A 21,371-nucleotide genomic window follows, 5' to 3' on the forward strand; every position below is an offset into this window, starting at 1 on the left:
TTGATGCTTGCCGGATGGCATACCATCCGGCATAAACGCTACGCTAACTTCGCCATCAGCGCCTGATGGACATTCTCCGGCAGGAAATGGGTGACATCGCCCTGATGGCGCGCCACCTCTTTCACCAACGATGAAGAGATAAAGGACCACTCTTTCGACGGCATCAGAAACACACTTTCCAGTTCTGGCATTAAGTGGCGATTCATATGCGCCAGCTGCATTTCATATTCAAAATCTGCCACCGCACGCAGGCCACGAATCAGCACCGTAGCGTGTTGATTACGGGCGAAGTTTGCCATCAAATCGCTAAATCCGACCACTTCAACATTTCCCAGATGCGCAGTTGCCTGTTGTGCCAGCGCCACACGCTCTTCCAGAGTAAACATCGGTTTTTTACTGGGGCTGGCGGCAATCGCCAGAATAACGTGATCGAACATCTGCGTGGCGCGCGTCACGATATCGATATGACCATTGGTAATGGGATCGAAAGTACCCGGATAAATCGCCCGTTTTTGCATAACAACCTCAATGCGTTTTCGGTGGCAGGTAAGGTTCCAGCAGTTGAAGCAGACGCTGTAGCGCGCCCTGGTTTTGATACAGCACTTCAACGGCATGACGGCCATAGAAACTACGGTAATCGGCGTCGGTGAGTAAAGAGGAAACCTCTTTTGCAAGCGTAGTGGCATCGGTGACGGTAATCAGCCCGCTTGCCTGCTCCAGCCGCGCGCAAATGTCTTTAAAGTTAAAGGTATGCGGCCCCATCAACACCGGGATAGCGTGTGCGGCGGCCTCCAGCGGATTATGCCCACCGCGTTCAACCAGTGAACCGCCAACAAACGCGAGATCGGCAATACCGTACAGCAACATCAGTTCGCCCATCGTATCGCCAACCACAACCTGCGTGCTGGTGGAGGGGACTTCCCCTGAGGAGCGTGTGATATAGCTTAGTCCAGCCTGGCGGACAAGGTTAATCGCATCCGGGAAGCGTTCCGGATGACGGGGTACCAGGATGAGCAATAAATTCGGGAACTGTTGTAACAGCGCCTGATGGGCGGCAATCACTACGCTCTCTTCGCCATCATGAGTGCTGGTGGCAATCCATACCGGACGATGCGGCGCCCACTGGCGGCGCAGTGTTACTGCTTTAGCGGCCAACTGAGGCGTCACTGAAATATCGAATTTCAGGCTACCGGTAACGGTCACCTGATTATTTTTTGCACCCAGTGTCACAAAGCGCGCAGCATCTTCTTCATTTTGCGCAGCAATCAGCGTAATACGGCGGAGCAAGCGACGAACAAATTTACCCAGTTTGGCGTAACCTGCGGCAGAGCGTGCAGAGAGTCGCGCATTAGCGATAACCAGTGGAATTTTACGTTTATGTAGCGCCGCAATCAGGTTAGGCCATAGTTCGGTTTCCATAATCAACACCAGTTTTGGGTCGACTTTATTCAGGAAACGGCTGAGCGCATCGGGCAGATCGTAAGGCAGATAGACGTGCTGAACATCTTTTCCAAAAGCCGATTGTACGCGCTCCGAACCAGTCGGCGTCATAGTCGTGACTGTGATTGGTAAATCAGGATAGCGATGACGCAGCGCGCGCACCAACGGGATTGCCGCCAGGGTTTCACCGACGGAGACGGAGTGCAGCATAATGCCGCCTGGTGTTAGCGGATGGCGGTAAAAACCGTAACGTTCACCCCAGCGTTTTCGATAGGCCGGAGCCTTACGTCCGCGCACCCAGAGCCGTATCCAGATTAGCGGCTGAATAAGGTAGAGAAGGGCGGTGTAAAGCAATTCGAGCATAATAAATAGCTGACTTATGGATGTGCTGGGGATTCTATGTATTTAACGGTGGCTTTACCATTACTTTTCCCGTTTTTGACTTAAATAGCTTCAGTTTGGTCTGATCTGCCGCTACATCTTCATTTTTTTTGTATTTTTATGCGAATCATTGAAACTCGGCCCCATTTTCAACTCTACATTGGCCGTACCGACATTATCGACATGCTATTTTTTATCTATTTGATTTATATGATTAAAACATATTTTGTGTATAAAAATCATTCGGGTCGGATTGCTGCGAAAGAAATGATACACTAGCACGTCAAGTAAGTGCGTTATCAGTATTCAGGTAGCTGTTGAGCCTGGGGCGGTAGCGTGCTTTTTTTCTGCTTAACTAAATCAGACAATCACACAAAAGAGTCGCTAGTGGAAAAGCCATTTCGAAAAATTCTGGTCATAAAGATGCGATATCATGGAGATATGTTATTAACTACTCCTGTCATCAGTACGCTCAAGCAGAATTATCCCGATGCAAAAATCGATATGCTGCTTTATCAGGATACCATCCCTATTTTGTCTGAAAACCCGGAAATTAATGCGCTCTACGGGATAAGCAATAAAGGTGCGGGAACATTCGATAAAATTAAAAATGTGCTTTCGTTGATAAAAACTCTGCGTGCGAATAATTATGACTTGGTCATTAATCTTACGGATCAGTGGATGGTGGCGCTGCTGGTACGTTTTTTACCCGCACGGATGAAAATATCGCAACTTTATGGTCATCGGCAGCATGGCATTTGGAAAAAAAGCTTCACACACTTAGCGCCAATACACGGCACACATATTGTTGAGCGTAATTTATCGGTCCTTGAGCCATTAGGTATTACCGATTTCTACACTGACACAACAATGAGTTACGCCGAAGATTGCTGGAAGAAGATGCGCCAGGAATTAGATGCCCTGGGCGTAAAAGATCATTATGTTGTCATCCAGCCGACAGCGCGTCAGATATTTAAGTGCTGGGATAACGATAAATTTTCTAAGGTTATCGATGCGCTGCAACAGCGAGGGTATCAGGTTGTCCTGACCTGTGGGCCTTCGGCAGATGATCTCGCTTGTGTAGATGAGATTGCACGAGGTTGCGAAACAAAACCCATTACTGGCCTTGCAGGTAAAACACGTTTTCCTGAACTAGGCGCGTTAATTGATCATGCAGTGCTTTTTATTGGTGTGGATTCTGCGCCGGGGCATATTGCGGCGGCGGTGAAGACGCCAGTTATTAGCCTCTTTGGAGCCACTGATCATGTATTCTGGCGCCCATGGACCGAGAATATTATTCAATTCTTGGCGGGGAATTATCAGAAAATGCCGACCCGGCATGAACTTGACCGCAACAAAAAATATCTTTCTGTTATTCCAGCGGAAGATGTGATCGCCGCTACGGAAAAGCTGTTGCCAGAAGATGCCCCATCAGCTGACAGGAATACACAATTATGATCGTGGCGTTTTGTTTATATAAATATTTTCCATTTGGTGGGCTTCAACGTGACTTTATGCGCATTGCATCAACAGTTGCCGCACGGGGCCACCATGTTCGAGTCTATACGCAGTCATGGGAAGGTGATTGCCCAAAAGCATTTGAGCTTATTCAGGTGCCAGTTAAGTCCCATACCAACCATGGACGCAATGCAGAATATTATGCCTGGGTACAAAATCATCTCAAAGAGCATCCCGCTGATCGCGTTGTTGGGTTTAATAAGATGCCAGGTCTGGATGTTTATTTTGCCGCTGATGTTTGTTACGCCGAGAAAGTTGCGCAAGAAAAAGGTTTTTTATATCGTTTAACATCACGATATCGCCATTATGCCGCATTTGAGCGAGCGACTTTCGAGCAGGGTAAATCGACGAAACTTATGATGCTGACCGATAAGCAAATCGCCGATTTCCAGAAGCATTATCAAACTGAATCTGAACGTTTTCAAATTCTTCCTCCCGGTATTTATCCGGACAGAAAATACAGCGAGCAAATCCCAAACAGTCGTGAAATTTATCGCCAGAAAAATGGCATAAAAGAGCAACAAAACTTATTACTGCAGGTTGGATCAGATTTTGGTCGTAAAGGTGTTGATCGCTCAATTGAAGCTTTGGCATCGTTACCGGAATCATTACGTCACAATACGCTTTTATTTGTTGTTGGTCAGGATAAACCGCGGAAATTTGAAGCGTTGGCAGAAAAACTCGGCGTGCGGAGCAATGTGCATTTCTTCTCCGGTCGCAATGATGTGTCAGAATTAATGGCAGCCGCTGATTTATTACTGCATCCCGCTTATCAGGAAGCCGCGGGTATCGTTCTTCTTGAAGCGATCACTGCTGGATTACCTGTTTTAACAACTGCAGTATGTGGGTATGCGCATTATATTGCAGATGCCAATTGTGGAACGGTCATTGCTGAACCTTTCTCCCAGGAACAATTAAATGAGGTTTTACGTAAAGCGTTAACTCAGTCTCCATTACGAATGGCCTGGGCGGAGAATGCTCGCCATTATGCCGATACTCAGGATTTGTATAGCCTGCCAGAGAAAGCCGCAGATATCATTACAGGTGGTTTAGATGGTTGAATTAAAAGAGCCGCTTGCCACACTTTGGCGTGGTAAAGATGTTTTTGCAGAAGTCAAAGAACTGAACGGCGAGGTCTTTCGTGAACTCGAGACGCGTCGCACATTACGCTTTGAGCTGTCCGGGAAAAGCTATTTTCTTAAATGGCACAAGGGGACGACATTAAAAGAGATTGTAAAAAATCTACTCTCATTACGGATGCCCGTTTTGGGCGCAGACAGAGAGTGGCACGCTATTCATCGCCTGAGTGATGTTGGCGTTGATACAATGAAGGGCATTGGGTTTGGTGAGAAAGGTTTAAACCCATTAACCCGTACATCATTTATTATTACCGAAGATCTCACTCCCACGATTAGCCTTGAAGATTATTGTGCTGATTGGGCAGTCAACCCGCCTGATATACGTGTAAAGCGTATGCTGATTACACGAGTGGCAACCATGGTGCGTAAAATGCACGCCGCAGGGATAAATCACCGTGACTGCTACATTTGCCACTTTTTACTTCATTTGCCATTTACTGGCCGGGAAGATGAATTAAAAATTTCGGTTATCGATCTGCATCGGGCACAGATACGTGCAAAAGTACCGCGTCGTTGGCGCGATAAAGACCTGATTGGTTTGTATTTCTCATCAATGAATATTGGGCTGACGCAGAGAGATATCTGGCGATTTATGAAGGTTTATTTTGGGATGCCTTTACGAAAGATATTATCTCTTGAACGGAATTTATTGAACATGGCAAGTGTTAAGGCCGAGCATATTAAAGAGCGAACACAACGCAAAGGATTATAAAAATATTTATCAGTATGTACTGGAACTAACTTCATTATGACTATTTATTTTATAAACTGGATTGCAGATTATGAATTAAGAATGATCCAGTACCTGAAAAAAAAGTACAAGATAAAAAATATAACAACACCAAAAAAATACAACTGGGTTAATAAGAAAATTTCGAAATTAGGGATGGATAATGCATGGCTGGGGCGATTATTCATCAAGCATTACCTCAATGATATCAGAAAAGATGACATAATTATCTTTAATGACAGTGTTATTAATAAAGGTATCAATAAACAAATATTAAAAAACATTAACTGTCATAAAGTTTTGCTTCTAAGAAATACTGTCAGCGAAGATTTTATTTTTGATAACACTAATTATTTTGATATTATCTATGATTTTGAACATAGATTTATAGGGAATGAAAAGACCAAGGCAATAGAACAATTTTTTCCTATAGGAATGGATGAAATTAGAAATTATAGTTTATCTGACAAAAATAACAGTCAGCCAATATGTTTTTTTCTTGGTCGTGATAAAGGACGTCTTCAAATAATTAATGAATTAGCCGATAGATTAACAACACTAGGATGTAAGTTAGATTTTAATGTTGTCAAAGATAAAACATCATCTCCGACTTCAAAGTATTTGATTGAAGAACAAATACCGTATGAAGAGAATATTAGAAGAACATTAAATGCTAATATAATTGTTGATATAACTAAAGAAAACCAATCTGGCTGGACTCTTCGTATACTTGAGGCACTATTTTTCAATAAAAAATTAATTACTAATAATATAAATATACTTGGTTCAGAAATCTATAGTGAGTCTCGCTTTTTTATAATAGGTCATGATGATTGGGATAAGTTAGAGTATTTTATTAACTCATCTGTTAAACCAATGGATTATGATAGCTTATATAAATTCAGTCCTGATAAAATGATGTCAACAATTGTTTCTGATTTTATAGAAAAATAAAATCATTAAAACAGTGAGCTTTACTCAATTAATGAGAGTTTCAATGAAAATAGCATTTATCGGCGAAGCTGTTTCTGGATTTGGCGGCATGGAAACAGTCATTCGTGATGTTATTACTACCTTCAGGAAACAACATATCCATAGTGAAATGTTTTTCTTTTGTCGTAATGATAAAATGGATAAGGGATGGCTGGAAGGTATTAAATACTCATGTTCATTTTCCAATATTCGTTTAGGTTTTTTGCGTCGGGCGAAACATATTTATGCTCTAAGTAAATGGCTTCAGGAGTACCAACCAGATATCGTTATTTGTATTGATGTGATCTCCTGCCTGTTTGCCGCCAAAGCACGTAAAAAATCAGGAATTAATGTGCCAGTATTTTCATGGCCGCATTTTTCTTTAGATCACAAAAAACATGCTGAATATATCACCTGTGCCGACTATCATTTAGCAATCAGCTCTGGCATTAAACAGCAAATGATTAATTGGGGTGTAGCAGAATCGACGATAAATGTTATTTTTAATCCAGTCGAAGCTAAAGACACAGTCATTCCTGCGCCTGAGGAAGGCGAAACGACAACGTTCATTTATGTTGGGCGTATGAAATTCGAGGGCCAGAAGCGAGTTAAAGACCTCCTTGATGGCTTATCACAAGCGCAAGGTAACTGGAAACTCCATGTATTGGGTGATGGTTCCGATTTCGAAAAATGTCAGGCTTATGGTAGAGAATTAAATATTGATGATCGAATTGTCTGGTATGGTTGGCAACAACATCCCTGGGTATTGGTCCAGCAAGATATTAAAAAAGTGAGTGCGTTATTGCTCACATCATCTTTTGAAGGTTTCCCAATGACCCTACTTGAAGCCTTGTCATGGGGAATTCCTTGCATCAGCGCCGATTGTGTCTCCGGGCCTGCCGACATTATTCAACCTGATGTTAATGGTCATCTGTATCAACCGGGAGATATTGCTGGTTTTGTAACTCTTCTCAATAAATATATAGCAGGTGAAATTTATATCGAACATGAAAAAATTCCTGCGTCGATCGATAAATTTTACCAATCGAAGTATTACGATAGATTACATAAGATAATTATTTCTGCTATTTCCCGGAGGAAATAATGCAGCAGGTGTTTTTCCAGGAAACTGAGTTTCTTAATTCAGTTATTGATTATAATCATAAAGTAGAAACAGAAAATCTTTGTCTGGACATCGCTTATGGAACTGACAAAAATTTTCTATTTGGTTGCGGAATTTCGATTGCTTCAATATTAAAGTATAATGAAGGAAGTCGATTGTGTTTCCATATTTTTACTGACTATTTTGGTGATGATGATCGTAAGTATTTTGATGCCCTGGCGCTGCAGTATAAAACCAGAATTAAAATATATCTGATTAATGCTGATCGACTCCGCTCATTGCCTAGCACTAAGAACTGGACTCATGCAATATATTTTCGCTTTGTTATTGCAGATTACTTTATTAATAAGACGTCTAAAGTCCTTTATCTGGATGCAGATATCATTTGTCAGGGGACTATTGAGCCACTAATTAATTTCTCATTTCCTGACAATAAAGTCGCAATGGTTGTTACAGAAGGGCAAGCTGACTGGTGGGAAAAACGCGCCCATTCGTTAGGTGTTGCGGGAATTGCTAAAGGTTACTTTAACTCCGGTTTTTTATTGATTAATACTGACCAATGGGCGGCTCAGCAGGTTTCTGCACGAGCCATAGCAATGCTAAATGATCCAGAAATAGTCAAAAAAATAACACATCCTGATCAGGATGTATTAAATATGTTGCTGGCAGACAGACTTATTTTTGCTGATATAAAATATAACACCCAGTTTAGCTTAAACTATCAACTCAAAGAAAGTTTTACAAACCCAGTAACCAACGATACTATTTTTATCCACTATATCGGTCCAACCAAGCCTTGGCATGATTGGGCCTGGGATTATCCTGTATCACAAGCCTTTATGGAGGCAAAAAATGCTTCGCCATGGAAGAGCACGGCGTTGCTGAAACCGAACAATAGCAATCAATTAAGATATAGCGCAAAACATATGCTTAAAAAGCATAGATATCTAAAAGGATTTAGCAATTATCTTTTTTATTTTATTGAAAAGATAAAGCATTAAAACTGGGAAACTATAAAGTAATGATATAAGGGTAGCATTGTGGACTCATTTCCTACCATAGAGATAGATAAAGTTAAAGCCTGGGATTATCGGCTAGTTAATATAAATACTTCTGAATGTTTAAATGTTGCCTATGGTGTCGATGCTAATTATCTTGATGGTGTAGGTGTTTCCATCACATCAATTGTCCTAAACAATCGACATATTAATCTTGATTTTTATATTATTGCTGACGTTTATAATGATGTTTTTTTTCAAAAAGTCGCAAAGCTTGCAGAGCAATACCAATTAAGAATCACGCTATATAGAATTAACACTGATAAGCTCCAGTGCTTGCCTTGTACACAGGTCTGGTCAAGAGCAATGTACTTCCGTTTATTTGCATTTCAATTATTGGGTTTAACGCTTGATCGTTTGCTTTATCTTGATGCAGATGTTGTTTGTAAAGGCGATATTAGCCAACTATTGCATCTGGATTTAAACGGAGCGGTGGCTGCTGTTGTTAAAGATGTTGATCCAATGCAGGAAAAGGCGGTATCCAGGTTGTCTGATCCTGAATTACTTGGGCAGTACTTTAATTCCGGCGTCGTTTATTTAGACTTAAAAAAATGGGCTGACGCAAAGCTAACAGAAAAAGCGTTGTCTATTCTTATGAGTAAAGATAATGTTTATAAATACCCTGATCAGGATGTTATGAATATCTTACTGAAAGGGATGACAATATTTTTGCCTCGTGAGTACAATACAATTTATACAATTAAAAGTGAATTAAAAGACAAAACACATCAAAACTATAAAAATCTGATTACAGAAAATACTCTGCTTATTCATTATACCGGTGCAACTAAACCGTGGCACAAATGGGCAATTTATCCATCGGTAAAATACTATAAAATAGCTTTAGAAAATTCACCATGGAAAGATGACTCTCCACGAGATGCAAAATCAATTATTGAATTTAAAAAAAGATATAAACATCTTTTAGTGCAGCATAATTATATCTCAGGAATTATAGCAGGAGTCTGTTATCTTTGCCGAAAATATTACCGTAAATAACATTTAACTGGGTTATTATGATTCAGAAGAGCAAGATCAAAGACTTGGTTGTTTTTACCGATGAAAACAATTCAAAGTATCTCAATGTATTAAATGACTTCTTGTCTTATAATATAAATATCATAAAGGTTTTTCGTTCTATTGATGATACAAAAGTTATGCTTATTGATACCGATTACGGTAAATTGATTCTTAAGGTTTTTTCTCCGAAAGTTAAGCGTAACGAACGTTTCTTTAAGTCTCTGTTAAAAGGTGATTATTACGAACGCCTTTTTGAGCAAACCCAAAAAGTACGAAATGAAGGGTTAAATACACTCAATGACTTTTATTTATTGGCTGAACGCAAAACCTTACGATTTGTCCATACTTATATCATGATCATCGAGTATATTGATGGCATAGAGTTGTGTGATATGCCTGATATTGATAATGTGCTAAAAAATAAAATTCAGCAATCAATTAATTCCTTACATAAACATGGCATGGTTTCTGGCGACCCCCATCGTGGTAACTTCATTATAAAAAATGGTGAGGTTCGAATTATTGATCTCTCCGGAAAACGTGCTTCAGCGCAGCGTAAAGCGAAAGATCGTATTGACTTAGAGCGTCATTACGGTATTAAAAATGAGATTAAAGATCTAGGCTATTATCTTTTAGTATATCGTAAAAAAATGCGCAATTTTATGCGGCGTTTGAAAGGGAAACCAGCGCGCTAAAATAAAAATATCCACAATTACATGTCTTCACCAGGACAGTTTTAAGCGGAGTTATTTATTTCACAGGTTTATCATGAAGAATATTAGATACATTGACAAAAAAGATGTTGAAAACCTGATTAAAAATAAAACATCTGATGATGTTATTATTTTTCTTTCTGGCCCTACATCGCAAAAAACACCTTTGTCAGCATTACGAACAAAGGATATTATTGCTGTCAATGGTTCTGCGCAATATTTGTTAAGTCATAATATCGTTCCTTTCATATATGTACTTACAGATGTTCGCTTTTTACATCAGCGTCGTGATGATTTTTATAAATTTAGCCAGAGAAGTCGTTATACCATAGTAAACGTTGACGTTTATGAACACGCTTCCAAAGAAGATAAACTTTATATCCTCCAGAACTGCCTCGTATTACGGTCCTTTTACCGCCGAGAAAAAGGCGGTTTGATAAAGAAGGTTAAATTTAATATTTTGAGCCAGATTCACAAAGAACTGCTGATCTCTGTACCGTTGTCTAAAAAAGGTCGTCTGGTTGGATTTTGCAAGGACATTAGTCTTGGTTATTGCTCATGCCATACTATTGCTTTTGCTGCAATTCAAATAGCATATTCACTAAAGTATGCACGGATTATTTGTTCCGGTCTGGATTTAACTGGTAGCTGTTCGCGTTTCTATGATGAAAATAAGAATCCCATGCCCTCGGAATTAAGTAAGGATTTATTTAAAATCTTGCCATTTTTCCGTTTTATGCGTGATAATGTAGATGATATTAATATTTATAATTTGTCGGATGATACAGCAATTCAATATGATATCATTCCATATATGGAACTGTCATAAATTTTATAATCTTGGGGTTGCTAAAAAATAATCTAGTATTTTCTATGTCTTTATCTCGTATTATCAAAATATTGGAGTTGGCTAATAATGATTAAAAAGATAATATTTACTGTCACACCAATATTTTCTATACCGCCAAAAGGAGCTGCAGCGGTTGAAACATGGATTTATCAGGTCGCCAAAAGGCTTTCGATTCCAGCAACTATCGCATGTATTCGAAACGACGGTTACCCGATCTACACAAAAGTAAATGATAATTGTGATATTCACTACATTGGTTTTAGTCGAGTCTATAAACGACTTTTCCAAAAGTGGACTCGACTTGATCCTGTGCCATATTCTCAGCGCATTTTAAATACTCAACCTATAAACGCTGATCCGAAAGACTCAGTTATTGTTATCCACAATAGTATGAAGCTGTATAAACAGATTCGTGGCAGAAGTCCTCAAGCGCAGCTAGTCATGCACCTTCACAATGCTTTTGAACCAGGGCAGTTAGACAAAAATGTAAAAGTAATTGTTCCTAGCCAGTTTCTGTTCGATTTCTATTCGGGAAAAATGCCTGATGCAGATATTGCTATTGTGCCTAATGGTTTTTGCTCTGAATCGTATGTACATGATAATACTGAAGATTTAAGGAAGAGGCTTAACATCGATGCGAATGATACGGTGTTACTATTTGCAGGAAGGATATCGCCAGATAAAGGCTGTCTGATGCTTATGGATGCTTTCAATAAGCTGCGTAAGAATCGAGATAACCTTAAATTGGTTATCGTTGGTGATCCTTTTGCCAGTAAAAAAGGTGAAAAAGCTGAATATCAGAAAAAGGTTTTGGATGAAGCGAAAGCTATTGGCGCGCAATGTATTATGGCGGGTGGGCAGCCACCAGAGCAGATGCATAAATATTACCGCTTAGCAGATTTAGTTGTTGTTCCTTCTCAGGTAGAAGAAGCTTTCTGCATGGTAGCTGTTGAAGCGATGGCGGCTGGTAAACCTGTACTTGCGAGTCAAAAAGGTGGGATAAGCGAGTTTGTTCTGGAAGGAATAACAGGATATCACCTTGCAGAACCTATGACTCCTGAAAGCATTCTCTTTGATATCAAACGGGTCTTAGCAGACAGTAATAAAGCACAAATTGCCGAAAATGCCCAGAAATTCGTTTTTTCAAAATATAGCTGGGAACATGTAACTCAGTGTTTTGAGACACAAATGCAAAACTGGTTTGGTTAAAATTATTTGATTTGAAGAGCCTGCCTGAACTAAATTTCAGGCAGGCTTTTTTTTATTTATTCCGCATAGCTAACAGCAAACCAACAATCAAGCCAATTGGTTTGAGAGCAACTTCCTCGAAATTACCTCGGATAATATAAAAACCAACAAGAGTTAAAAATAGCAGTAATTGACCATTATAAGGAGTGACCACTACTTTTTTAAATGTTGCGTTAGCTGTTTCTTTGATAATAGAGCCATACAGATAAAGTAAAGCGAGTAGCCCAGCTAAACCTGCTGCAAACCAAATTGATAAAATAATGTTGTGTGGTCCAATGGATTGCCTGAACGTCCATGATGGAAAATCTACGACACGCTTATTGTATATTGCATGGTAAATATCATCGCCATAGCCATATCCCTTAAGCGGGTTCTCCATAATTAATGTCCATGCTGTACCTTGTGTACCATTGGTATAGCGATAAGAACTGTCGGTCTGTTGAAGTTTATAAATAAGCCTATCTTCATCGGTATGATCACCTTTAAAGGTAAATACGCAAGTTGCTGCAACAGAAATAACGATAGAGGTCAGCATCAATAATTTCCACTGACGATTTAAGATTAACCATAGTAGAGTCACTATGAATACTGCCAGCCATGCACCACGAGAGAGCGTTCCTAATAGCAGAAACAAGAAAACTGCGCTAAAAATTATGAATATTATTTTATAAGAGGTTTTCTTGATAAGCCAAAGGTTTAATAATGCTGGAAATAGAAACACCATTGAGTCGGAAATACTACGATGATCATAGGTCGAAAATGGCATTATTCCTTTATTATAATCCTGAATATAAGAAATAATTTCAACAAGACAACGTAACCCAAGCCCGGTAACTAATGAGTATAGTACAACTTTACCGATGCTTTCATTATCTTCATCTTTTAATAATACGGGTATAAGTAAACTATATGCCAAAAATCCTTTTAGCACTGTGTTACTGAATTCTTTAAAACTTATATTCAGATCTGGTGATATGAAAGTGGCATATAAAAGAATGAGTGACAGAGCCAGGACACTATAAAAAAGATTATTTTTGTAGAGCTCTTTAAATGTCCCTGGAGCACGGAAAACTTGATAAATTACCGTAATAATCATTAGTACAGATATGATATGTTTATAACGGGTAATACCATCAAGGAAAAAGGTTGCAATAAAGAGGAATACCAACACTCTATTCCAGTATGGTTTCCAATTCTCTTTATTACGCAGCGCCAGCGAGGCTGTTAACATTGCTTCTCCACCATCTTAAATAATATAGAACGTGTTAATCAAGAATTGATTTTTTTTAATACTGCTTCTGCAGCCAGATGAGCAAGATCTTTCCCCGGTGCCATGCAAACTACCTGATTCTTCCCATAACCGCCAATTAATCCCGGGTCTGTAGGCCCATAAACTGTGATATTGGGTTTATCGAGTGCCGCAGTTAAATGGCTTAATCCTGTATCGACTGACACAACAAATTTAGCTCCAGCCAGCACACGGGCAACGCCTTCCAGAGTCATCTTCGGCAGTACGTCGACATAATCAAAGCCTTCCGCCAACCTTTTTGCCCGCTCTTCTTCATGTGGCGCTCCCCACGGTAGTTTAATTCGAATCCCTGAACCTGCCAGTAAACCAATTAATTCTCGCCAGTGCTCTTCCGGCCAGTGTTTATCATCGCGGGTGGTCGCATGAAGGAATACAGCATACTCCCCAGCATCCGGTAGAGGATTTGTCAGGAAATGCTGCGCAATAGCATAATCGCCCTGGGCCTGCGGTTTGCTATACCCAAGGCTTTTTGCGAACAGTTCACGGGTACGTTCTACGGCATGCTGCTGTTTCGCAATATGATGTTTGCGATTGTAAAACAGGCTGGCTAAAGGCTCGCGAGCGGTTTGCCAGTCCATTCCATGCTTAACGCCATGTGCTAAACGTGTCACCAGCGCTGCGCTTTTTACCAGCCCTTGGGCATCGATAACTGCGTCATAGTTTTCTGCCTGAAGGGCTTCACGAAACGCTTTCCGTTCCGCTTTTATGGGGGCCGAGAACCAGGCTTTGCGCCAGCGTCGTATCGCCACCGGAATAACCCGCTCAACGGCGGCGTGCCAGGACGGAATTTGCGCGAATCCCTCTTCTACCACCCAATCAAACTTAATCCCCGGGATTGCCTGCTGGGCATCGGTGAGTGCGGGCAGCGTATGGAGAACATCGCCCATCGACGATGTTTTAACGATCAGAACCCGCATCCGTCAGGCTTCCTCTTGTAACAATAGCGCGTTGAGTTCTTCCAACACGTGCTGGGGAGTAATGTCGATCAAGCTCTGGTGGTAACCCTCTGCAGCGTCACCTTTACGCACTTTGTGATAGCCGGTAATCAGGCGGATCACGCGCGCTTTATGGGAAAGCGGCGGCGTAAAGTCCGGACTGCTCGGCCCATACAGAGCAACCAGTGGACGATTGAGCGCCGCAGCAACGTGCATCAGGCCAGAATCGTTAGTGACAATGGCTTTACAGGCGGCAATCAAAATGACTGCCTGCTCAAGCTGTGTTTCCCCCGCCAGGTTCCGACACCATGCCTGCTGCTCGGTATTCAAAGCGGCAAGAATCTCATTGCCCGCCTCATGATCTTTCGCAGAGCCAAACAGAACCACCTGATAACCTTCATCAATCAGCTGCTTTGCCAGCTCTGCATAGTGGTAGTGTGGCCAGCGTTTCGCCGGGCCAAACTCCGCACCCGGGCAAAAGCCAATCATCGGACGTTCTGATGAGAGCGAAAATTGGTTACAGGCATACGATTTTTCACCTTCGCTCACCTGCAATTGCGGCCATAACAACGGTTTTGGTAGATCTTGTGCGGTACGCATTACGCCTTTGTCATAGGCCAGCGCCACATAGCGTTCCACCATTAGCGGCCAGGCTTCTTTATCGAGCACACGTACATCGTTGAGTAAACCGTAGCGCATCTCGCCGCGCCAGCCGGTGCGATGAGGAATACCCGCGAAGAAAGGCACTAATGCAGATTTGAAGGAGTTGGGTAAGACATAGGCGCGGTCGTAGCGCTTTTCACGCAGACTATGACCCAGTTTGCGGCGTTCACCGATTTCCAGCGCCCCGTGACCGAGAGGCATCGGGATAGCTTCGTTAACTTCCGGCATCCGCGATAATAATGGACGGCACCATGCCGGTGCCATCACGTCGATTATCGCCTGGGGATAGCGCGCCTGGAGCGTGCGATAGAGACTTTGCGACATCATCATGTCGCCAACCCACGACGGGCCGATCACCAATATTTTCATTCACTTCATCCTTCAAGCTGTCTCTGCGGCGGCTGCCTGCGTTCACTCCGGTCACTTACTTTTGTAAGCTCCCGGAGATTCACTTCGTTGCCGCCTTGATACCGCTCGAATGATTTTGTGAATTTACGTTGATGTCGCGATTCAGCCAGGCCATGTATTCCGTTACACCTTCAGCAACAGTTTTGAACGGTTTGTCGTAACCCGCAGCGCGCAGATTAGTCAGATCCGCCTGAGTAAATGCCTGGTAGCGGCCTTTCAGTTTATCCGGGAACGGAATGTATTCGATCTGACCTTTCTTGTGATAAGCAAGTGTTGCATCTGCTACTGCCTGGAAGGATTCCGCACGACCAGTACCGAGGTTGAAGATGCCGGAAACGCCATTTTCCAGGAACCACAGATTCACATCAGCCACGTCGCCCACGTAGACGAAGTCGCGTTTAAAGTTCTCGCTACCTTCGAACAGTTTCGGTGATTCACCGTTGTTAAGCTGGGTGTTGAGATGGAAAGCGACGCTCGCCATGCTGCCTTTATGGCCTTCACGCGGTCCATAAACGTTGAAATAGCGGAAACCAACAATCTGCGAGTTCGCTTCTGGCAGGATTTGACGAACATATTCATCAAACAGGAACTTCGAATAACCGTAGACATTCAGTGGTTTTTCGTATTCGCGGGATTCAATAAAGTCGGAGGTGCGACCGCCGTAAGTGGCTGCGGAAGAGGCGTACAGGAACGGGATTTCGCGCTCCAGACAGTAGTGCAGCAGCTCTTTGGAGTATTGATAGTTGTTATCCATCATATACTTGCCGTCCCACTCGGTAGTGGAAGAGCACGCGCCTTCGTGGAAAATCGCTTCGACATCGCCGAACTCTTCGCCCGCCATAATCTGGATCAGGAAGTCTTCCTTATCCATATAGTCCGCGATGTTCAGGTCCACCAGGTTCACAAACTTGGTGCCGTCTTTCAGGTTGTCCACCACCAGAATATCGGTGATGCCTTTATCATTCAGGGCCTTAACGATGTTGCTGCCGATAAAGCCCGCGCCGCCGGTAACGATGATCATAACTGTAACCTTCGAATTATGGAGTCAGAGACAATCTCAGACACGAATGCTTCTATCATATCACTACACGGCGTTGGCTTCAGCCATTCGCCGAAAGTGAGGGGGATGGACGTTATTTATTCTAAATTTTACAGAAGTGTTAACGCGTCATCTCGTCGCGAACTATAAGTTTGGGTAATATGTGCTGGAAATTGCCCTGTCTGGAGAACCGCAATGCGTGGAGAATTTTATCAGCAGTTAACTAACGATCTGGAAACCGCAAGGGCGGAAGGGTTGTTTAAAGAAGAACGCATTATTACGTCTGCGCAGCAAGCAGACATCACTGTGGCTGATGGAAGTCACGTCATAAACTTTTGCGCCAATAACTATCTCGGACTGGCGAATCATCCGGAGCTGATTGCGGCGGCAAAAGCGGGAATGGATTCTCACGGTTTCGGCATGGCTTCGGTGCGATTTATCTGCGGCACCCAGGATAGCCATAAAGAGCTTGAGCAGAAACTGGCAGCATTTCTCGGCATGGAAGATGCGATTCTCTACTCTTCCTGTTTTGATGCCAACGGCGGTCTGTTTGAAACGCTGCTGGGCGCGGAAGACGCCATTATCTCCGATGCTCTGAACCATGCCTCGATCATCGACGGCGTGCGGCTGTGCAAAGCGAAACGCTATCGCTATGCCAACAACAATATGCAAGAGCTGGAAGCGTGCCTGAAAGAAGCGCGTGAATCCGGGGCGCGCCATGTGTTAATCGCCACCGATGGTGTGTTCTCTATGGATGGCGTAATTGCCAACCTGAAAGGGGTTTGCGATCTCGCGGATAAATACGACGCTTTGGTGATGGTTGATGACTCTCATGCGGTCGGTTTTGTCGGTGAAAACGGACGTGGCTCCCATGAATACTGCGATGTGATGGGCCGTGTCGATATCATCACCGGCACGCTGGGTAAAGCACTGGGCGGGGCTTCTGGTGGTTACACCGCAGCGCGTAAAGAAGTGGTTGAGTGGCTGCGTCAGCGTTCTCGTCCTTACCTGTTCTCCAACTCACTGGCACCTGCCATTGTGGCTGCTTCCATTAAAGTGCTGGAGATGGTCGAAGCGGGCAGTGAGCTTCGTGACCGTCTGTGGGCGAACGCGCGTCAGTTCCGTGAGCAGATGTCGGCGGCGGGCTTTACCCTGGCGGGTGCTGATCACGCCATTATTCCGGTCATGCTTGGCGATGCTGTAGTGGCGCAAAAATTTGCCCGTGAACTGCAAAAAGAGGGCATTTACGTCACCGGTTTCTTCTATCCGGTCGTTCCGAAAGGTCAGGCGCGTATTCGTACCCAGATGTCTGCGGCGCATACCCCTGAGCAAATTACGCGTGCGGTAGAAGCGTTCACGCGTATTGGTAAACAACTGGGCGTAATCGCCTGAGTGAGGATGTGAGATGAAAGCGTTATCCAAACTGAAAGCGGAAGAGGGCATCTGGATGACCGACGTTCCTGAACCGGAACTCGGACATAACGATCTGCTGATTAAAATCCGTAAAACAGCCATCTGCGGGACTGACGTTCACATCTATAACTGGGATGAGTGGTCGCAAAAAACCATCCCAGTACCGATGGTTGTAGGCCATGAATATGTTGGTGAGGTGGTTGGCATCGGTCAGGAAGTGAAAGGCTTCAAGATCGGCGATCGCGTTTCTGGCGAAGGCCATATCACCTGTGGTCATTGCCGCAACTGTCGTGGTGGTCGTACCCATTTGTGCCGCAACACGATAGGCGTTGGTGTTAATCGCCCGGGCTGCTTCGCCGAATATCTGGTGATCCCGGCATTCAACGCCTTCAAAATCCCCGACAATATCTCCGATGACTTAGCCGCAATTTTTGACCCGTTCGGAAATGCGGTGCATACGGCGCTATCATTTGATCTGGTCGGCGAAGATGTTCTGGTTTCTGGTGCAGGCCCAATTGGTATTATGGCCGCGGCGGTAGCGAAACACGTTGGTGCACGCAACGTGGTGATCACTGATGTTAACGAATACCGTCTGGGGCTGGCGCGCAAAATGGGCATCACTCGTGCGGTTAACGTCGCGAAAGAGAATCTCAACGACGTAATGGCAGAACTGGGCATGACTGAAGGCTTTGATGTTGGTCTGGAGATGTCCGGTGCGCCGTCAGCGTTTCGCACGATGCTGGACACCATGAATCACGGTGGCCGTATTGCGATGCTGGGTATCCCGCCGTCTGATATGTCTATCGACTGGACAAAAGTGATCTTTAAAGGACTGTTCATTAAAGGTATTTACGGTCGTGAGATGTTTGAAACCTGGTACAAGATGGCGGCGCTGATTCAGTCTGGTCTGGATCTCTCGCCAATCATTACCCATCGTTTCTCCATCGACGATTTCCAGAAAGGCTTTGATGCCATGCGTTCGGGCCAGTCTGGGAAAGTTATTCTGAGCTGGGATTAACACGATCAAGGGCTGGTATTCCAGCCCTTGAAGCTGATGGAAAACACAAAATTGCCTGATGCGCTACGGCTTATCAGGCCTACGCGGTTCCTGCAACATATTAAATTTACGCAATTTGGTATGCCGGATAAGGCGTTTACGCCGCATCCGGCATAAACAAAGCGCACTTTGTCTACAATCTGAAAATCCAAAATTCCAGCCCTTTTCCCTGAGGATAATCCGTTAAATATGTAAAATCCTGTCAGTGTAATAAAGATATCGTAATTGCGCTGTTATCTTATATTGCTGCTCTCATTATCTCTCTAGCCTGAAGTTACTTTCTCACCCGTAAAAATAATATTTCACAGGCTTAATAGTTTCTTAATACAAAGCCTGTAAAACGTCAGGGTAACTTCAGAGGTCGTCGGTAATTTATGATGAACAGCACTAATAAACTAAGTGTTATTATCCCGTTATATAATGCGGGCGATGATTTCCGCACTTGTATGGAATCTTTAATCGCGCAAACCTGGACTGCTCTGGAAATTATTATTATTAACGATGGTTCAACGGATAATTCTGTTGAAATAGCAAAGCATTACGCAGAAAAACATCCGCATGTTCGCTTGCTGCATCAGGCGAATGCTGGCGCATCGGTGGCGCGTAATCGCGGGATCGAGGCAGCGACGGGCAAATATGTTGCTTTTGTCGATGCTGATGATGAAGTCTATCCCACTATGTACGAAACGCTGATGACCATGGCGTTAGAGGACGATCTCGACGTGGCGCAGTGCAACGCTGACTGGTGTTTTCGTGAAACGGGGGAAACCTGGCAATCCATTCCCACCGATCGCATACGCTCAACCGGCGTATTAACCGGCCCGGACTGGCTGCGGATGGGACTTTCTTCTCGCCGCTGGACTCACGTTGTCTGGATGGGCGTTTATCGCCGCGATGTTATTGTAAAAAATAACATTAAATTTATTGCCGGATTACATCATCAGGATATTGTCTGGACAACAGAATTTATGTTTAACGCGCTGCGTGCGCGATATACCGAGCAATCGTTATATAAATATTATCTGCATAATACGTCAGTGAGTCGGTTGAATAGACAAGGGAATAAAAACCTTAATTATCAACGGCACTATATTAAGATTACACGACTGCTGGAGAAATTAAATCGAAATTATGCCGACAAAATTACAATTTATCCGGAATTTCATCAGCAAATAACTTACGAAGCATTGCGTGTTTGCCATGCGGTGCGCAAAGAGCCAGATATTCTTATCCGCCAACGGATGATTGCTGAGATATTTACTTCCGGCATGTATAAGCGCCTGATTACTAATGTCCGCAGCGTAAAGGTGGGTTATCAGGCATTACTGTGGTCTTTCCGCTTATGGCAATGGCGCGACAAAACACGATCGCACCATCGCATTACGCGTAGCGCCTTTAATTTGCGCTAGCGTTAAACTTCGCCGCTTCGGGCTGTTTGCCCCAGCCTTGCCACTGATGCTGGAAGTAAACGATCAGCGTGCTCTGGCTGATGCTTTCGCTTAATACTTCAAAGAAGCGATTCGCATAAACGGGTTCCAGCGGTTTTTTCGGTTTACACAGCTTCACGCCATGGAACGGATTACGCGGCGCGTTGGGCACCGTATTTTTCGGTGGCGTAGACGTATCGATCTGCGGTTCATTCAGCAAGCTGCTGGCTTTCACCAGCGTAATGTCTGGCGGCAGGTTATAAACCATTTGTTGCAATACGCGTACCGTTGAGGGATGTGGATGACCAATGGCGATGGTCGAACCGTTGCGACGCGCCAGGTCAATTGCACGATTAAACTGTACACGAATATCCGCTTCATTTTGCGAATCGTCGAGGAACACCTTCCGTTTAATAACCTTCACGCCAGTGCCTTGTGCGGCGCGCATCGCCTGGGTATTACCGATGGTTACGCTGTCGAGGAAGTAAAGATTGTAACGCGCCAGCGCCTGCATCACTTTCTGCATACCAAACAGGTTAGAGGTCATTTTGCTGCCCATGTGGTTGTTGATCCCCACGGCATAGGGCACGTTATTGACCGCACTACGAATAATGCGCTCAATTTCGTCGCTGCTCATCTCCGGGCGCAGCGTGTTTTTCTCCAGCGGCTGTTTACTTAATGGTGCCATTGGCAGATGGATCAACACTTCGTGACCGCTGTTATGCGCTTTGGTCGCCATCTCTCTGGCGTGCGGTGAGTCGGGTAACACGGCGACGGAGATAGCGGAGGGCATCGCCAGCACCTGGTTTTCGTTGTGCGGGCGATAACCAAAATCATCAATGACAATGGCTAGTTTGCCAGCAAGTACGGGGGAGGAAAGCGCTAACAGAGCGGCAAATGCAAGAACGTTACGACGAAATGGAAACAA

20 protein-coding genes are annotated in these 21,371 nt (G+C 43.6%); 13 read left to right on the forward strand and 7 right to left on the reverse strand.

Features of this window, described 5'->3' with window-relative positions:
• Positions 1-38: 38 nt before the first annotated feature.
• Together coaD and waaA are read right to left on the reverse strand one after the other, a co-directional pair.
• Complete coding sequence (gene coaD, locus D9738_RS21755) at positions 39-518, reverse strand: pantetheine-phosphate adenylyltransferase (RefSeq protein WP_001171866.1); 480 nt, start codon at positions 516-518, stop codon at positions 39-41.
• 7 nt (positions 519-525) lie between these two features.
• Positions 526-1,803 (reverse strand): lipid IV(A) 3-deoxy-D-manno-octulosonic acid transferase, encoded by a 1,278-nt coding sequence (waaA, locus tag D9738_RS21760; protein WP_130261166.1) that lies wholly within the window; start codon positions 1,801-1,803, stop codon positions 526-528.
• 405 nt (positions 1,804-2,208) lie between these two features.
• Between waaA and rfaQ the strand changes: the two genes are divergently transcribed.
• The 10 genes from rfaQ to D9738_RS21810 all read left to right on the forward strand — a co-directional run bounded on the left by rfaQ (position 2,209) and on the right by D9738_RS21810 (position 12,153).
• Positions 2,209-3,279 carry a lipopolysaccharide core heptosyltransferase RfaQ gene (gene rfaQ, locus D9738_RS21765; protein ID WP_130261167.1) on the forward strand — a complete coding sequence of 357 codons (1,071 nt, stop codon included), beginning with the start codon at positions 2,209-2,211 and terminating at the stop codon, positions 3,277-3,279.
• The gene (gene rfaG / locus D9738_RS21770) at positions 3,276-4,400 is read left to right on the forward strand and encodes a lipopolysaccharide glucosyltransferase I (RefSeq protein ID WP_130206719.1); all 1,125 of its coding nucleotides are present in this window, start codon (positions 3,276-3,278) and stop codon (positions 4,398-4,400) included. Before rfaQ ends, rfaG begins: the two co-directional genes overlap by 4 nt.
• On the forward strand, positions 4,393-5,190 hold the full coding sequence (gene rfaP, locus D9738_RS21775; protein ID WP_130206717.1) for a lipopolysaccharide core heptose(I) kinase RfaP: 798 nt from the start codon (positions 4,393-4,395) through the stop codon (positions 5,188-5,190). The genes rfaG and rfaP overlap by 8 nt, the downstream gene beginning before the upstream one ends.
• Before the next feature lie 36 nt (positions 5,191-5,226).
• On the forward strand, positions 5,227-6,162 hold the full coding sequence (gene rfaS, locus D9738_RS21780) for an LPS core biosynthesis protein RfaS (RefSeq protein WP_130206715.1): 936 nt from the start codon (positions 5,227-5,229) through the stop codon (positions 6,160-6,162).
• Positions 6,163-6,205: 43 nt separating this feature from the next.
• Entirely contained in the window at positions 6,206-7,285 is a 1,080-nt protein-coding gene (gene waaB, locus D9738_RS21785) for a lipopolysaccharide 1,6-galactosyltransferase (protein WP_130261168.1), read from the forward strand.
• Complete coding sequence (gene waaO, locus D9738_RS21790; protein ID WP_130261169.1) at positions 7,285-8,304, forward strand: lipopolysaccharide 3-alpha-galactosyltransferase; 1,020 nt, start codon at positions 7,285-7,287, stop codon at positions 8,302-8,304. Before waaB ends, waaO begins: the two co-directional genes overlap by 1 nt.
• A gap of 39 nt (positions 8,305-8,343) precedes the next feature.
• On the forward strand, positions 8,344-9,360 hold the full coding sequence (gene rfaJ, locus D9738_RS21795; protein WP_130261170.1) for a lipopolysaccharide 1,2-glucosyltransferase RfaJ: 1,017 nt from the start codon (positions 8,344-8,346) through the stop codon (positions 9,358-9,360).
• Positions 9,361-9,377: 17 nt separating this feature from the next.
• Positions 9,378-10,076: a lipopolysaccharide core heptose(II) kinase RfaY gene (gene rfaY / locus D9738_RS21800; protein WP_130261171.1), complete on the forward strand. Its 699-nt coding sequence runs from the start codon at positions 9,378-9,380 to the stop codon at positions 10,074-10,076.
• A 73-nt stretch (positions 10,077-10,149) separates the two neighbouring features.
• Positions 10,150-10,923 (forward strand): 3-deoxy-D-manno-oct-2-ulosonate III transferase WaaZ, encoded by a 774-nt coding sequence (gene waaZ / locus D9738_RS21805; protein ID WP_130261172.1) that lies wholly within the window; start codon positions 10,150-10,152, stop codon positions 10,921-10,923.
• Between the two features lie 87 nt (positions 10,924-11,010).
• Positions 11,011-12,153, forward strand: a complete 1,143-nt coding sequence (locus tag D9738_RS21810) for a lipopolysaccharide N-acetylglucosaminyltransferase (RefSeq protein ID WP_130261173.1) — start codon at positions 11,011-11,013, stop codon at positions 12,151-12,153.
• A 52-nt stretch (positions 12,154-12,205) separates the two neighbouring features.
• Here D9738_RS21810 and rfaL read toward each other — a convergent pair whose 3' ends face one another.
• The 4 genes from rfaL to rfaD form a co-directional block, all read right to left on the reverse strand.
• Positions 12,206-13,423 (reverse strand): O-antigen ligase RfaL, encoded by a 1,218-nt coding sequence (gene rfaL, locus D9738_RS21815; RefSeq protein WP_130261174.1) that lies wholly within the window; start codon positions 13,421-13,423, stop codon positions 12,206-12,208.
• A gap of 38 nt (positions 13,424-13,461) precedes the next feature.
• The gene (gene rfaC, locus D9738_RS21820) at positions 13,462-14,418 is read right to left on the reverse strand and encodes a lipopolysaccharide heptosyltransferase RfaC (protein ID WP_130261175.1); all 957 of its coding nucleotides are present in this window, start codon (positions 14,416-14,418) and stop codon (positions 13,462-13,464) included.
• A gap of 3 nt (positions 14,419-14,421) precedes the next feature.
• Entirely contained in the window at positions 14,422-15,468 is a 1,047-nt protein-coding gene (rfaF, locus tag D9738_RS21825; RefSeq protein WP_130206695.1) for an ADP-heptose--LPS heptosyltransferase RfaF, read from the reverse strand.
• A gap of 79 nt (positions 15,469-15,547) precedes the next feature.
• A complete protein-coding gene (rfaD, locus tag D9738_RS21830; RefSeq protein WP_000587766.1) occupies positions 15,548-16,528 on the reverse strand; it encodes an ADP-glyceromanno-heptose 6-epimerase in 981 nt (326 codons plus the stop codon).
• 213 nt (positions 16,529-16,741) lie between these two features.
• On the opposite strand from rfaD, the gene kbl reads away from it, so the two are divergent.
• The 3 genes from kbl (at position 16,742) to waaH (ending at position 20,425) form a co-directional block, all read left to right on the forward strand.
• Positions 16,742-17,938 (forward strand): glycine C-acetyltransferase, encoded by a 1,197-nt coding sequence (gene kbl / locus D9738_RS21835; RefSeq protein WP_064526086.1) that lies wholly within the window; start codon positions 16,742-16,744, stop codon positions 17,936-17,938.
• Positions 17,939-17,951: 13 nt separating this feature from the next.
• A complete protein-coding gene (gene tdh / locus D9738_RS21840; RefSeq protein WP_130206693.1) occupies positions 17,952-18,977 on the forward strand; it encodes an L-threonine 3-dehydrogenase in 1,026 nt (341 codons plus the stop codon).
• A 413-nt stretch (positions 18,978-19,390) separates the two neighbouring features.
• Complete coding sequence (gene waaH / locus D9738_RS21845; RefSeq protein WP_130206691.1) at positions 19,391-20,425, forward strand: UDP-glucuronate:LPS(HepIII) glycosyltransferase; 1,035 nt, start codon at positions 19,391-19,393, stop codon at positions 20,423-20,425.
• Here the strand turns inward: waaH and D9738_RS21850 are convergent.
• Positions 20,412-21,371 carry a divergent polysaccharide deacetylase family protein gene (locus tag D9738_RS21850; RefSeq protein WP_130261176.1) on the reverse strand — a complete coding sequence of 320 codons (960 nt, stop codon included), beginning with the start codon at positions 21,369-21,371 and terminating at the stop codon, positions 20,412-20,414. The genes waaH and D9738_RS21850 overlap by 14 nt on opposite strands.

The organism is Escherichia sp. E10V5, from assembly GCF_004212315.1.
GTDB lineage: Bacteria > Pseudomonadota > Gammaproteobacteria > Enterobacterales > Enterobacteriaceae > Escherichia.